Genomic DNA, 13,616 nt, shown 5'->3' with positions numbered 1-13,616 from the left:
CGGGCCCGCCGCGCACCGGCCTTCGGACCGGCCCGGGGCGGGCGTCGCGGGGCCGCCTTGTGACGGGGGTGGTGATGTGATCTCGTGACGTCGAACGGGTGTCTGCGGAGGGGTGGGGGATGACGTCGAGGGCCGGCGCTCAGGGGAAGCTGTGGGCCATCAGCGACCTGCACATCGGTTACCAGGAGAACCGGGCCCTGGTCGAGCGGATGCGTCCGGAGTCCGCCGACGACTGGCTCCTGGTGGCCGGCGACGTCGCGGAGACCGTCGCCGACGTCCGCTGGGCGCTGGAGACGCTGGCGGGCCGCTTCGGCCGGGTCGTCTGGGTCCCCGGCAACCACGAACTGTGGACGCACCCCAAGGACCCGGTCGCCCTGCGCGGTGTCGCCCGCTACGAACACCTCGTCGAGACGTGCCGCGAACTGGGCGTCACCACACCGGAGGACCCCTACCCCCTGTGGGAGGGCGCGGGCGGGCCGGCGGTCGTCGCCCCGCTCTTCCTGCTCTACGACTACTCGTTCCTGCCCCCGGGATGCGCGACCAAGGCCGAGGGCCTGGAGTACGCCCGGGGCACCGGCGTCGTGTGCACCGACGAGTACCTGCTGCACCCCGACCCCTATCCCAGCCGCGAGGCCTGGTGCCGGGCGCGGGTCGCCGAGACCGGGCGCAGGCTCACCGAGATCCCCGCCGGCCTGCCGGTGATCCCCGTCAACCACTATCCGCTCGACCGGCACCCCACCGACGTCCTGTGGTACCCCGAGTTCGCCATGTGGTGCGGCACCTCGCTGACCGCGGACTGGCACCGCAGATTCCGGGTCGCCGCCATGGTCTACGGCCATCTGCACATCCCGCGCACCACCTGGCACGAGGGGGTCCGCTTCGAGGAGGTCTCGGTGGGCTACCCCCGCGAGTGGCGCAAGCGGCCCGGGCCGCCGGGGCAACTGCGCCGCATCCTGCCCTCCCCGTCGCGCCCGGAGGTGGCCCGTTGATCGAGGAACTGCTGCCCGACACCGTCGTCGCCGTGGAGGCGTTCGGCCACGACGAGGCCGGCCACCTGCCCCTCTACCCGGAGGAGGAGGAGATCGTCGTGCGGGCGGTCGCCAAGCGGCGCCGGGAGTTCACCGTCGTACGGTCCTGCGCGCGCCGTGCCATGGAGAAGCTCGGCGTGCCCCCGCAGGCCGTGCCGACCGGCGAACGGGGGGCGCCGAGCTGGCCGGCCGGCCTCGCCGGCAGCATGACCCACTGCGACGGCTACTGCGCGGCCGCCCTGGTCCGCCTCACCGACCTGGCCTCCCTCGGTATCGACGCCGAACCCGACGGGCCGCTTCCGGACGGCGTCCTCAGGACCATCGCCCTGCCCGCCGAGGCGGCCCGCCTGCGGCGACTCGACGAGGCGCGGCCCGGCATCCACTGGGAGCGGCTGCTGTTCAGCGCCAAGGAGTCGGTCTACAAGGCGTGGTTCCCCCTCACCGGGCAGTGGCTGGACTTCACGGAGGCGGACGTCGAGGTCCGCGTCGATCCGGCCGACCCGCGCCGCGGCACCCTGCACGCCGCCCTCTTGGTGCCGGGACCGATCGTGGGCGGCAGGCGCCTGGCCCGCTTCGACGGCCGCTGGACCGCCCGGAACGGCCTGGTCGCCACGGCGATCACGGTCCCGCACACCTGAACGGCGACAGGCCGCCCGCCCCTCCCCGTCAGGTCGGCGGGCACCAGTTCCGCAGCAGCCGGAAGAACGCCTCCTCGTTCCCCGCCAGCCCCGCCGCCTCCAGGGCCTGCTCCGCCTCCGCCAGCACGGAGGGCGGGACGACGGGCGGCCGCTTCGGGGCGTCCGGATCGGAGCCGGTGTCCACACCGGCCCGCACGGTGTGCAGGAGTCGCAGGTAGGCCTGGACGGCCGTGCGTTCGTGGTCGGTCAGTACGGCGGTGGTCATCGGTCGGCTCTCCCCACAACGACGTCAGCGGTCACGCGCCCCCGCACGGCGGCGGCACCCTCCCAGCTTGCCGCCCGCCACTGACAATCCCGTCCAGCCGCGCCCGGACTCCCTCCCCGCGCGGGCCGATCGGGCCACCGCCTCGGACGGGCGCACGACAGACGTACTACTGACCCGCGAGGGCGCACGACGGCTCACGACGGGCGCACGGTTCATCAAAGGTGCGCAACGGCTCACGACTCGGGCCGCTGCACGCTCTCCAGCAGCATGTCCAGCCACTCGGCGACCTTGTCGCGGTGCTGGTCGGTGGGGAGTTGAGCGGCCCGCCAGGCGATGCCACGCACGCCGTGGTCCTGGAGCAGCCGCTCCAGCGGGTCGTCGGCGGCGGCCGCCGCCTCCCGCTCACGGTCGGCGAGTTGCTGGAGCAGTTCCTGCTCGGTGTGCTGGAGGGCGCCCGCGAGCGCCTCGGGGTCCTCTGCGGTGAGGAATCCGGCGTGCACCCGGAAGAAGCGCTGGATGGCGTCGCAGTGCTCCATGGTGGGGCGCCGGTCGCCGTTGATGAGCGCGCCGGCCTGCTGCCGCGACATTCCCGCCCCGTCGGCGATCTCCTGCTGGGTGTACTTGCGGCCGTTCGGTTTCAGCCGGGTTCGGCGCAGCAGGTCCAGGCGCTGGACGAACCGGGTCTGGACGTCGGGTTCACCCGCCGGCCGGCCGCCGAGCAGGGCTCCCACCACGGACTCGGGAACACCGGAGGCGACGGACAGCCGGCCGACGTCGAACACCTCGGTGTGCGGCACGCCGAGCCGGTCCGCGAGTGCGCCGACCCGGGCGACGACGGCGGTCAGCGTGGTGATCGGCATGGTGCCCGGACCCTCGAAGCCACCCGTCACCGACAGCTCTCCTACGTCTCTCACAGGCCTCACAGGCTTCTCACAAGCAGTTGCCGTGAACTTCCCGGAGAGTAGCCTGCCGCTCGAACTCACATCCAGGCATCGCCACAACTGTGGCCTATTTCAGCCGTCAACAGGCACGAAATGCCACGATAGTTGACACACCTCGCGTCGGGGCGCCAGGATGCGGGACGCCGCGAGAAGGCCGCATAGGCAAGAGGGGTGACCTCCCGATGGCATTTCAGGCAGGAGGGCAGCGGTCGGCGCCGCGGCCCACCCCCGCGACCCCCGAGGCCCAGGCCTATCTCCAGGACTACACCGCGCTCCTGGAGGCCGTCCCCTTCCCCTCTCTCGTGGTCGACCACCGCTGGGACGTGGTGCTGGCCAACGGCGCCTTCCGGACACTCTTCCAGGGGGCCGGACCGCACCCGACGGCCATGCCGGACGACAACTTCCTCCGCTTCGTCCTCTTCCACCCGGACGCCGCCACCGTCCTCGGCGAGCACGAGTCGAGCTGGTGCCTGCCCATGCTGGCGCACTTCGCCGCCACCCTGGAGCGGTACGGCCACGACCCCGGCCTGCAGGCCGTCCGCCGGGACATCGCCCAGGACCCGATCATGGAGGCCGCCTACCGCCAGGGCCTGCCGCACTGGGTCCGCGCCGTCGGGGACCGGGCCGTCGAACACGACGGGGCCGTACGGCCGCTGCACCACCCCGACCCGCGCCGGGGCACCACCGAGTGCCGGGTCGTCGTGGAGACGCCCAGGGCGCTCCAGGAGCTCGGCTACACCAGGCTGACGCTGGTCCTGCGGGAGCCGCGCCGCACCGCGCAGCGGTCGCCGCGCACCCGCCGTGCCCCCTCCCACCTGACGGTCGTCCCCGCCCCCGAGTGACCGGTGGTCTCTCGATGGGCCGTTTCGACGGGCCGTTGAGCACTCAACCGGGACGGGGCCGGCGTGTCCGGGAGCCGGAGCGCCGTCACAGGTCCAGGACGAGCCGCCGGCCGCGGCACCGGGAGACGCAGACGAGCATCGTCTCCCCGGCGGCCCGCTCCTCCTCGGTGAGGACCGAGTCCCGGTGCTCCGGTTCCCCCTCGACGACCTCGGTCTCACAGGTTCCGCAGGTGCCCTGCGTGCAGGAGTGCAGCACCTCGACGCCGGCCTCGCGGACCGCGTCCAGGACCGAGACACCGGGCGGGACGGCGACCGTACGGCCGCTGCGCGCGAGCACGACCTCGAACTCCGCCTCCGCCGGGGCACCGTCGCCGGCCTCCTTCGGGCGGAAGCGCTCCACGCGCAGGCGCCCGGCGGGACAGCGCGCCTCGACGGCGTCCAGCAGCGGGCCCGGGCCGCAGCAGTACACGAGGGTGTCCGGGGGCAGGTCGTCGAGCACGGGCGCGAGGTCGAGCAGCCCCGACTCGTCCTCCGGGACGACCGTCACCCGGTCGCCGTACCGCCCCAACTCCCGCGTGAACGCCATGCCGGCGCGGGTCCGTCCGCCGTACAGCAGGCTCCACTCGGCGCCCGCGTCCTCGGCGGCGGCCAGCATCGGCAGGATGGGGGTGATGCCGATGCCCCCGGCGACGAAACGGTAGCGGGACGCGCGCTCCAGCCGGAAGTTGTTGCGCGGGCCGCGCACCCGGAGCTTGCCGCCGGTCCGCACCTCCTCGTGGACGTGGGCCGACCCGCCCCTCCCGTCGGTCTCGCGCAGCACCGCGATGCGCCACTGCGTGCGGTCGGCCGGGTCGCCGCACAGCGAGTACTGCCGCTCCAGACCCGGGCCCAGGACGACGTCGACGTGGGCGCCGGGCTCCCAGGCCGGGAGCGGTTCGCCCAAGGGATGGCGCAGGGTGAGGGCGAGGACGCCGTCGGCCGCGGTCTCCCGGCGGCCGACGACGAGTTCGGCTTCGTACGCGGTCATGAACCGTCCCCGGGCAGGCCGTGTCCTTGCGGGTGGGCGAGCATCCAGTCCCACATGGCGACGGGGTCCTCGGCGGTGTGCTCGGCGCCGCAGTGGCAGGTGCCGTGCAGGACGTCGGTGCCGGGCAGCCACTCGACGCGGTAGATCTCCCCGGTGCGCCCGCTCACCGGGCCACCCGCGGCTCCGCCCCGGCACCCTCCTCGGCCAGCCGGGCCAGGATGCGGCGGGCGGCGAGGCCCCCGGTGTCGATGTTGATGCTCAGCTCCCGGTAGCCGGAGCGCTCGCCGCCGAGCGTGCGCTGGAGCAGGTTGAGCGCGTCGACGTCCTGCATGACGACCGTGCGGTTGTTCTTGTACAGGAACTCGGTGACCTCGGCGTCGTCCGTCGCCCAGTCCCGGGAGACCGCCCAGAAGTCGTACACCTTCCCCTCGCCGGACGGTGTGATGGCGTACGTGATCTCGGTGTGGAAGCCGTCCGGATCGCTGCCGTCGGGCGCGGGCACGGAGCCGGTCGGCGCGACCCTGCTGTGCAGCACGTACAGGCAGGGCGCGTGGTACTCGATGTCCTGCCGGCGGTCGATGCGCCCGCTGATGCCCGTCGACCTGGCGTAGAACGGCGGACACTCGGCGTCGTCCATGTGCCGGCTCACCCGGACGATCCCCGCTCCCTCGTCGACCTCGGTGGTGATCGGCGTCTCGGCGACCTCGGGCGTGCCGATGTAACCGCCGTGCAGATACGTCTCGTGCGACAGGTCGAGGAGGTTGTCCACCAGCAGCCCGTAGTCCGCGTCGATCGGCTCCATCCCCCGGACCGTCACCCAGCCCGGCGCGTCCAGGTGCCGGGCGCGGGGCACCGCCCCGGGGTCCGCCAGCGCCGGGTCGCCGATCCACACCCACACCAGGGAGTCCCGTTCGGCCACCGGGTAGGAGGCGACGCGGGCGGTGCGCGGCACGCGTTTCTGGCCCGGCACGTACACACAGGTGCCGGTCGTGTCGTACGTGAACCCGTGGTACCCGCACACGATCCGGTCGCCGTCCAGCCGGGTCGGCGCCTCGGAGAGCGGGTAACGCCGGTGCACGCAGCGGCCGTGCAGCACGACCGGGCTTCCGTCCTCCTCGGCGCGGTAGAGCACGAGCGGCTCGCCGAGGACCGTGCGGCCCAGCAACTCCCGCCCCACCTCGTGGCTGTAGGCGGCGACGTACCACTGGTTCCTGGCGAAGGCGGTCATGTGCGGCATGCGCGGCTCCCGTCGTCGTTGACGTCGTGTGGTCACACCATCGCCACCCCCTCCGAGCCCGGCAACAGAACTTCCGCCCGGCGGAATTGTCCCGCTTCGCCGTCCTCCTCCCGTGAAGTTACCCGTGCGTTCCGCACGTCGGAGTGATGACAGCGGCAACTGTGCGCGGCCGTACGCCGCGTGACAGCGTCGTCTCCGTCAGCGACCGGGCGGGAAGGAGCAGGCGTGAACAAGGGCTACGCCGTGTACTGCGACGCGGACCCGTACTTCTACGACGCCCCGCACCGCACGGCTTCGGGGACCTCGCGATCCCGCTACGCCGCGGCCTCCCGGCCGGTGCCGGAGGGATGGCGGCGCAACGAGAGCGGGGACTGGCTCGCGCTGCGCCCGGCCGACGCGGACCTGCCCGACCAGGGGTGGAAGATCCACGTCTCCGCCTGTCTCGACAACGCCGAGTCCGTGCTCGACCGCGTGTGGCGGTACTGCGTCGCCGGGGGTACGGCCTTCAAGTTCGTGCCCAGCCGCTACCTGCTGCACCAGCGCAACGCCAAGTACGCGGACCGGGCCGGCAGCGGGAAGTTCGTCACCGTGTACCCGGCGGACGAGGCGGAGTTCGAGCGACTGGTGCGCGAGCTGTCCGACCTGCTGGCCGGCGAGCCCGGCCCGCACATCCTGAGCGACCTGCGCATCGGTGACGGCCCCGTGCACGTCCGCTACGGCGGCTTCACGCGCCGCAACTGCTACGACGCGGACGGGGAGCTGCGGCCCGCCGTGGCCCGCCCCGACGGTGTGCTGGTCCCCGACCCGCGCGGCCCGGTCTTCCGCGTCCCGGACTGGGTGAGCCCGCCCCCCTTTCTGCGCCCCCACCTCGACGCCCGTTCCGCGGTCACCGTGACCGGCCTGCCCTACACCGTCGAGTCGGCGCTGCACTTCTCCAACGGCGGCGGCGTGTACCTCGCCCGCGACACCCGCACCGGGGAGCGGGTCGTCCTGAAGGAGGCCCGTCCGCACGCCGGTCTCGCGGCCGACGGCGCCGACGCCGTGACCCGGCTGCACCGCGAACGCCGGGCGCTGGAGCGGCTGTCGGGCCTCGACTGCACGCCCGAGGTACGGGACCACGTCACGGTCGGTGAGCACCACTTCCTGGTCCTGGAGCACATCGACGGCAAGCCGCTCAACACGTTCTTCGCCCGCCGCCATCCGCTCATCGAGGCCGACCCGGGGGAGCGGAGACTGGCCGAGTACACCGACTGGGCCCTCGACGTCCACGCGCGGGTGGAACGCGCCGTAGAGGACGTCCACGCCCGGGGTGTGGTCTTCAACGACCTGCATCTGTTCAACATCATGATCCGGGACGACGGCAGCGTCGCCCTCCTGGACTTCGAGGCCGCCCGCTTTGTCGGCGAGGCCGGCCGGCAGACCGTGGCCAACCCCGGGTTCGTGGCGCCCTCCGACCGGCGGGGCGTGGCGGTGGACCGGTACGCGCTGGCGTGTCTGCGGCTCGCGCTGTTCCTCCCGCTCACCAGTCTGCTGGCCGTGGACCGGCGCAAGGCGGCGCATCTCGCGGACGTGGTGGCCGAACAGTTCCCGGTGGACCGGGCCTTCCTGGACGCGGCGGTCGACGAGATCACGCGCGTGGACGGCGGCCCCGAGGCGGGACGGCCCGCCGGCCCGGCGGCGCGACCGCACCCCGGGGAAGTGGCGCGACCGGCCGCCCGGTGCGCGGTTCCGGTCCGGCCGGGCGACTGGCCGCGCGGCCGGGACTCCATGGCCGCGGCGATCCGCGCCTCCGCGACGCCGTCCCGCACGGACCGCCTCTTCCCCGGCGACATCGCGCAGTTCGCCACCGCCGGCGGCGGGCTGGCCTTCGCCCACGGCGCGGCGGGAGTGCTGTACGCCCTCGCCGAGAGCGGTGCGGGACGCGACGAGACGGGCGAGCAGTGGCTGCTGGAGCGGACCAAGGAACCGCCCTCCGGCATGGCGCTCGGCTTCCACGACGGGCTCGCCGGCATCGCCTGGACCCTGGAGCACCTCGGCCACCGCGACCGCGCCCTCGACCTCACCGAACTCCTCCTCGACCAGTCCCTCGACCACCTGGGTCCGGACCTGCACGGCGGCACCGCCGGTCTCGGCCTGGCCCTGGACTCGCTGGCCGTCACCACCGGGGAGAGCGCACCGCACGCGGCGGCCCTGCGCTGCGCCGAGCTGGCCGCCGACGCCGCGCCGGCCGGGGGCGGAGGCCGGGGACGTGCCCGCGCGGGGCTTCTGTACGGCGGCGCGGGACGCGCACTGCTCTTCCTGCGGCTGTTCGAACGCACCCGGGACTCGGCCCTCCTCGACCTCGCACGGGACGCGCTGCGCCAGGACCTCGCCCGCTGTGTCCGCGGCGCGGGCGGCGCGCTGCAGGTCGACGAGGGATGGCGCACCATGCCCTACCTGGGCGCCGGCAGTGTGGGCATCGGCATGGTCCTCGACGACTACCTGGCGCACCGGGCCGACGAGGAGTTCGCACGGGCCGGGGACGAGATCGTCGCCGCGGCCCAGGCGATGTTCTACGCCCAGCCGGGCCTCTTCCGGGGGGTGGCCGGAATGGTGCTGTACCTGGGCCGCACCACGGCCACGGCACCCGGCACGGGCCCGGAGGCCGTACGGCGCCAGCTCGACGCGCTGTCCTGGCACGCCATGTCCTACCGCGACCGGCTGGCCTTCCCCGGTGAGCAGATGATGCGCCTGTCCATGGACCTCTCCACCGGAACGGCCGGATGCCTGCTGGCCGTCGCCTCCGTCCTCGGCGGCGCGCCCACCGGGCTGCCGTTCCTCCCACCGCTGCGGCAGAGCAGCGCCCCCTGACCCGGCCCCGTACGGGGTCGTGAACAGCACACCCGTTGCCGAACGAAAGGAAGTCGTCATGAACCTGTTCGACCTGCAGTCGATGGAGACCCCCAAGGAAGAGGCCATGGGGGACGTCGAGACCGGCAGCCGCGCGAGCCTCCTGCTCTGCGGCGACAGCAGCCTGAGCGTCACCACCTGCAACTGACGCCGGACTCGAGGGCCACGGCGGCGTGGTGAGCCATGCCGCCGGGCGCGGGCGCCCCGGGCCGCGGCCCGGGGCGCCGACGCCTGCCCGCGCGGGACGTACGGAGGTTCGGCAGGTGCGAATGACGAGGGCGGCGGTGCGCCGAGCACCCGGGGAGCGGAACGGGACCGACGGCTCCGCACCCGGGCGCACGCTGGAAGCCCTGGTACTGCTGTGCTCGGTCGGAGCGGCCCTGGCGGCCGTGGCCCAGCCCCTCGTTCTCGGCCGCACCCTGGACCTGCTGCTGCGCGACGGCGACGCGGGCCGGTGGCTCCCGGCGAGCGCCGGGCTGCTCCTGGGCGAACTGCTGCTGGACAGCGCGACCTCACTGTTCACCGGCCGCTGCAACGCCACGTGGACGGCGTCCGTCCGCTCCCGCGCCCTGCACGGACTGCTGCGTGCCGTACCCGAGCACGCCCGGCCCCACCCGCCGGGGGACGTCGGCACCCGGCTGACCCTCAACGCCGCCGACGCGGGCGGCGCCCCGGCGGCCCGTGCGGCGCTGGCCGCCTCGCTGATCACCCCGCTGGGCGCTCTCGCGGCGCTGGCCTTCGTCGACGTGTGGGTGGCGCTCTGCGTGCTGGCCGGTCTGCCCGCCCTGGCGCTGGTGCTGCGTTCCTTCGCCCGCGACACGGGCGCCACGGTCGCCGCCTACCAGCGCACCCAGGCCCTGATCGCGTCCCGGCTGCTCGAAACCCTGGAAGGCACGGCCACGATCGCTGCCGCGGGGACCGCGGACCGGGAACGCGCCCGCGTTCTGGCCCCGTTGACGGAACTGGCCGCCCAGGGCCGGCACATGTGGGCACTGCACGGACGGGCCCTCGGCAGGAGCGCCGTCCTGCTCCCGGCGCTGACACTGACCGCCACCGCCGTCGGCGGACTGCGCCTGACGGCCGGTGAACTCAGCGTGGGCGACCTGCTCGCCGTCGGCCGGTACGCGCAGCTGACCGCCGGCGTCGGCGGTGCCGCGTCACTGCTCGGGGCGATCGTACGAGCCCGTCGGGCACGGCACCGGACCCTGGAGCTGGAACGGATGCCCGCGCAGGGGTACGGGACGCGGTCACTGCCCCCGGACGGCCCGGGGGAGCTGGAACTGCGCGGGGTGCGCGTGGTGCGTGACGGCAGGCTGGTCCTGAGCGTCGACCGCGTACGCGTGCCGGGCGGCAGCACCGTCGCCGTGGTCGGCCGCAGCGGATCGGGCAAGTCCGTCCTCGCGGCCGTAGCGGGGCGGCTGACCGACCCGGACGAGGGACATGTGCTGCTGGACGGCGTCCGGCTCGACCGGCTGACGCGCGAGGCGCTGCGCACCGAGGTGACCTACGCCTTCGAACGCCCCGTGCTCGGTGAGGGCACGGTCGCCGAAGCGGTCGCCACCGGGGCGCGGCGGCCGACGGGGGAGCAGGTGCGCCGAGCGGCCCGCGCGGCGGGCGCCGACGGCTTCGTACGGCGGCTGCCGCACGGCTACGGCACCCCGCTGGCGCAGGCCCCCCTGTCGGGCGGGGAACACCAGCGTCTCGGACTGGCGAGGGCGTTCGCGCACGCCGGGCGTCTGCTGGTGATGGACGACGCGACGTCCAGTCTGGACACCGCCACGGAGTACGAGGTGAACCTGGCACTGCGCCACTCGGTACGCCCCGGGACCAGGCTCGTGGTCGCGCACCGCCCCTCGGTGGCGGACCGGGCCGACCTGGTGCTCTGGCTGGAGCGGGGGCGCCTGCGCGCGGTCGGCACACACCGCGACCTGTGGCGCACGGCCGACTACCGCGCGGTCTTCGGCGCGGTCACCGGCGGCCCCGGGGCCGAGACGCCGGGCGCGGAGAGCGCACGCCGGCCCGAGCCCGAACAGGCACGTCCGTGACGTCCGCCGGCCACCCCCCTGCGCAGGCCCCCGACGACGCTTCCCCTGACACCGGGGCGGGCGCGCTGCGCCGCCTCGCGCCGCCCGCGGGTCGCTTCCTCGCCCACCGCAAGGGCGTGCTGGTGCGCCTCGCGCTCTGGTCGCTGGCCGAGTCCGGGCAGGCGTTCCTGGTGGGCCACGCGGTCGCCCGCTCCGTCGACGACGGGTTCCTCGCCGGTGATCCGCGCCGGGGGCTGCTGTGGCTCGCGGTCGCCCTGGTCGCCGTACTGTCCGGCGCCCCGGTCGTCCGGGGCGTGTTCGCGCAGCTCTCCGGGCTGACGGAGCCGTTGCGCGACGCGCTGGTGCGGCACGCGGTCGACCGCTCGATGGCCCGGGCGCTCCGGGGCACGCCCGGCGGGACGGACCGGGCGGCCGTCTCGCGGCTGACGAACCAGGCCGAGATCGCCCGGGACAGCTTCGCCGGACTCGTCCTCACCCTGCGTTCGTTCGTCTTCACCGCCGTCGGCGCCCTGCTCGGGCTGCTGTCCCTGCACCCGGCCCTGCTCGTGGTGGTCCTGCCCCCGCTGGTGGCCGGTCTCGCGCTGTTCCTCGGCACGCTGCGGCCCATGGCGGCCGCCCAACGCCGCGCGCTCGCGGCCGACGAAGCACTGGGCGACCACGCGGCGCGCTCGAGTGCGGCGTTGCGGGACCTCGCCGCCTGCGGGACCGGACCCGCGGCGGAGCGGCGCGGCGAGGACCTGGTCGCCGAAGCGGCGGCCCAGGCACGGACACTGGCCGGATGGACGGCGGCGCGCACGGCGGCGCTCGGTGTCGCGGGCCATCTGCCCCTGCTCGCGCTGCTGGTCGCCGTGCCGTGGCTGCGCGGCCGAGGGGTGAGCGCCGGCGCGCTGCTGGGCGCCTTCACCTACCTCGTCCAGTCCCTCCTGCCGGCCCTGCACACGCTGATGACCGCGCTGGGCGCGGCCGGAGCCCGGCTGCTGGTGGTCCTCGACCGGATCCTGGGCGCGCGGCAGGGCGCCACGGGCCCACCGGCGGCGGCTTACGAAGGGAGCACCGCCGGGAACCGCGGCCCGGTCCAGGGGCATGACACCGGCGTCCGTGCACCGGCCGGCGGCGAGCCCCCGGTGCCACGGGCAGCGGTCCCGGCTGTGGACCTGCGGTCCGTCACCCTGTCCTACGGTGTCCGGGCCGAACCCGTACTCGACTCGCTCGACCTGCGCGTCGCCCCCGGTGAACACCTGGCCGTCGTCGGGCCGAGCGGCATTGGCAAGTCGACGCTCACCCGCCTCGTCGCGGGGACGCTCGCGCCGAGCCGGGGAGAGGTGCGCGTGGCCGGAAGGGTGGTGACGGGGCGCCCCGCCGTCGAGCTGGCCACCCTGCGGGTGCTCGTCCCCCAGGAGGCCTACGTGTTCTCCGGCACCGTCGGCGACAACCTCGCCTACCTGAACGCGGACGTGTGCCGGGCGGAACTCGAGGCGGCGGTCGAGGCGTTCGGCCTGGGCCCCCTGGTCGAGCGCCTGGGCGGACCGGACGGCCCGGTGCGGCCCGCCGAACTCTCGCCGGCGGAGCGGCAGCTGGTCGCGCTGGTCCGCGCGTACCTCTCACCGGCCCCCCTGCTGCTGCTCGACGAGGCCACCTGCCATCTCGACCCGGCCTCCGAGGCCCGCGCGGAGGAGGTCCTCGCGGGACGGCCCGGCACACTGCTCGTGGTGGCGCACCGCCTGTCCTCGGCGGTCCGCGCCGACCGCACCCTGGTGCTGGACGGCGAGCGGGCGGAGTGCGGCACGCACGACGAACTCCTGGCCCGGTCGCCCCTCTACCGGGACCTGACGGGCCACTGGCACGCGTGACCGTGCCGGGCCCGGTACGGGTGCCTCTGAGGGGTCCTGGACCGCGCGAGCCCGACGGCCACCGGCGCGCGTGACCCCCGCGCCGGCCGCGACCGCGGGCCGGCGCCGCGTGCCCCGTGGACGGGGACGTGCCCGCGTCAGGTCCAGCCCGCGCTCTGGACGATCCGGATCGCGTCGACCCGGTTGCGCGCCCCCACCTTCCGCACCGCCGTGGCCAGGTAGTTGCGGACCGTCCCCCGGGACAGGTGCAGGCGCGCCGCGATCTCGGCGATCGGCGCCCCCTGCGAGGCCAGGGCCAGCACGCCCAGCTCCCTCGTCGTCAGCGGCATCTGCGCACCCTTCAGCAGGGCCACGGTGAGCGTCTCGTCGAGGAAGCGCTCACCCTTGGCGACCGTGTGCACCGCCGTGATCAGCCGGTCGGCCGGGGCGTTCTTGTCGACCAGCCCGAGGGCACCCCCGTCGAACGCCCGGCGCAGCACTCCGGGCCGCTTGGCGGTGGCCAGGACGACCAGCCGGTCTCCGTACCGGTCGCGCAGGAGCGCGGCGCGTCCGTCCTCCGGTCCCGTCAGGCACTCTCCGTCCACGACACAGGCGTCGGCCGGCAACGCGTCACCCTCCGGCCTCGTCGCGTCGGCGCACTGCGGGGACACCTCCAGCGTGCTGTCCGACCTGAGCAGTTGCACCAGTGCCGACCGCAGCAGCTTCTCGTCGTGCACCACGACAATGCGAACCATCTCCCCCACCCCTTGTCAGCGGCGGTCCGTTCGGACCGCCGGGCTCTCCGCGCACCCCCGCGCCACCGGCCATGTGCCCCCATCCGGGTCGGTGGAACACGACGCGTACGCGCGTGCGAA

General features: G+C 74.6%; 13 protein-coding genes. 7 read left to right on the top strand and 6 right to left on the bottom strand.

Annotated elements, in window-relative coordinates; translation table 11 throughout:
* Positions 1–119: 119 nt before the first annotated feature.
* Both NI25_RS05060 and NI25_RS05055 read left to right on the top strand, forming a co-directional pair.
* Complete coding sequence (locus NI25_RS05060; RefSeq protein WP_061441291.1) at positions 120–989, top strand: metallophosphoesterase family protein; 870 nt, start codon at positions 120–122, stop codon at positions 987–989.
* Entirely contained in the window at positions 986–1,666 is a 681-nt protein-coding gene (locus NI25_RS05055) for a 4'-phosphopantetheinyl transferase family protein (RefSeq protein ID WP_061441290.1), read from the top strand. Before NI25_RS05060 ends, NI25_RS05055 begins: the two co-directional genes overlap by 4 nt.
* Positions 1,667–1,694: 28 nt before the next feature.
* Here the strand turns inward: NI25_RS05055 and NI25_RS05050 are convergent, their stop codons facing one another.
* Positions 1,695–1,931 (bottom strand): hypothetical protein, encoded by a 237-nt coding sequence (locus tag NI25_RS05050; protein WP_061441289.1) that lies wholly within the window; start codon positions 1,929–1,931, stop codon positions 1,695–1,697.
* 233 nt (positions 1,932–2,164) lie between these two features.
* Entirely contained in the window at positions 2,165–2,821 is a 657-nt protein-coding gene (locus tag NI25_RS05045) for a helix-turn-helix domain-containing protein (protein WP_061441288.1), read from the bottom strand.
* A gap of 233 nt (positions 2,822–3,054) precedes the next feature.
* Here NI25_RS05045 and NI25_RS05040 point away from each other — a divergent pair, with 233 nt between their 5' ends.
* Positions 3,055–3,714, top strand: a complete 660-nt coding sequence (locus NI25_RS05040) for a hypothetical protein (protein WP_061441287.1) — start codon at positions 3,055–3,057, stop codon at positions 3,712–3,714.
* 85 nt (positions 3,715–3,799) lie between these two features.
* On the opposite strand, the gene NI25_RS05035 is transcribed toward NI25_RS05040, so the two are convergent.
* Genes NI25_RS05035 through NI25_RS05025 form a run of 3 tightly spaced genes read right to left on the bottom strand, consistent with a single transcriptional unit; the run spans position 3,800 to position 5,978 of the window.
* Positions 3,800–4,741 (bottom strand): PDR/VanB family oxidoreductase, encoded by a 942-nt coding sequence (locus NI25_RS05035; protein ID WP_061441286.1) that lies wholly within the window; start codon positions 4,739–4,741, stop codon positions 3,800–3,802.
* A complete protein-coding gene (locus NI25_RS38290; protein WP_061441285.1) occupies positions 4,738–4,908 on the bottom strand; it encodes a hypothetical protein in 171 nt (56 codons plus the stop codon). Before NI25_RS38290 ends, NI25_RS05035 begins: the two co-directional genes overlap by 4 nt.
* A complete protein-coding gene (locus NI25_RS05025) occupies positions 4,905–5,978 on the bottom strand; it encodes an aromatic ring-hydroxylating dioxygenase subunit alpha (RefSeq protein WP_107071627.1) in 1,074 nt (357 codons plus the stop codon). Before NI25_RS05025 ends, NI25_RS38290 begins: the two co-directional genes overlap by 4 nt.
* Positions 5,979–6,203: 225 nt before the next feature.
* Between NI25_RS05025 and lanKC the strand changes: the two genes are divergently transcribed.
* From lanKC to NI25_RS05005, 4 genes are all read left to right on the top strand, one after another.
* Entirely contained in the window at positions 6,204–8,828 is a 2,625-nt protein-coding gene (gene lanKC, locus NI25_RS05020) for a class III lanthionine synthetase LanKC (RefSeq protein WP_061441284.1), read from the top strand.
* A gap of 58 nt (positions 8,829–8,886) precedes the next feature.
* A complete protein-coding gene (locus NI25_RS05015; RefSeq protein WP_006130296.1) occupies positions 8,887–9,015 on the top strand; it encodes a SapB/AmfS family lanthipeptide in 129 nt (42 codons plus the stop codon).
* Between the two features lie 121 nt (positions 9,016–9,136).
* Positions 9,137–10,912: an ATP-binding cassette domain-containing protein gene (locus NI25_RS05010; protein WP_061441283.1), complete on the top strand. Its 1,776-nt coding sequence runs from the start codon at positions 9,137–9,139 to the stop codon at positions 10,910–10,912.
* Positions 10,909–12,762: an ATP-binding cassette domain-containing protein gene (locus NI25_RS05005; RefSeq protein WP_061441282.1), complete on the top strand. Its 1,854-nt coding sequence runs from the start codon at positions 10,909–10,911 to the stop codon at positions 12,760–12,762. Before NI25_RS05010 ends, NI25_RS05005 begins: the two co-directional genes overlap by 4 nt.
* Positions 12,763–12,899: 137 nt before the next feature.
* On the opposite strand, the gene NI25_RS05000 is transcribed toward NI25_RS05005, so the two are convergent.
* A complete protein-coding gene (locus NI25_RS05000; RefSeq protein WP_158508434.1) occupies positions 12,900–13,505 on the bottom strand; it encodes a response regulator transcription factor in 606 nt (201 codons plus the stop codon).
* Positions 13,506–13,616 lie beyond the last annotated feature (111 nt).

The sequence above is a fragment of the Streptomyces sp. CCM_MD2014 genome (assembly GCF_000772045.1).
In the GTDB taxonomy this organism is placed as follows: domain Bacteria; phylum Actinomycetota; class Actinomycetes; order Streptomycetales; family Streptomycetaceae; genus Streptomyces; species Streptomyces salinarius.
The sequence above is the reverse complement of the archived record's forward strand: the minus strand, read 5'-3'. Positions and strand labels throughout refer to the sequence as shown.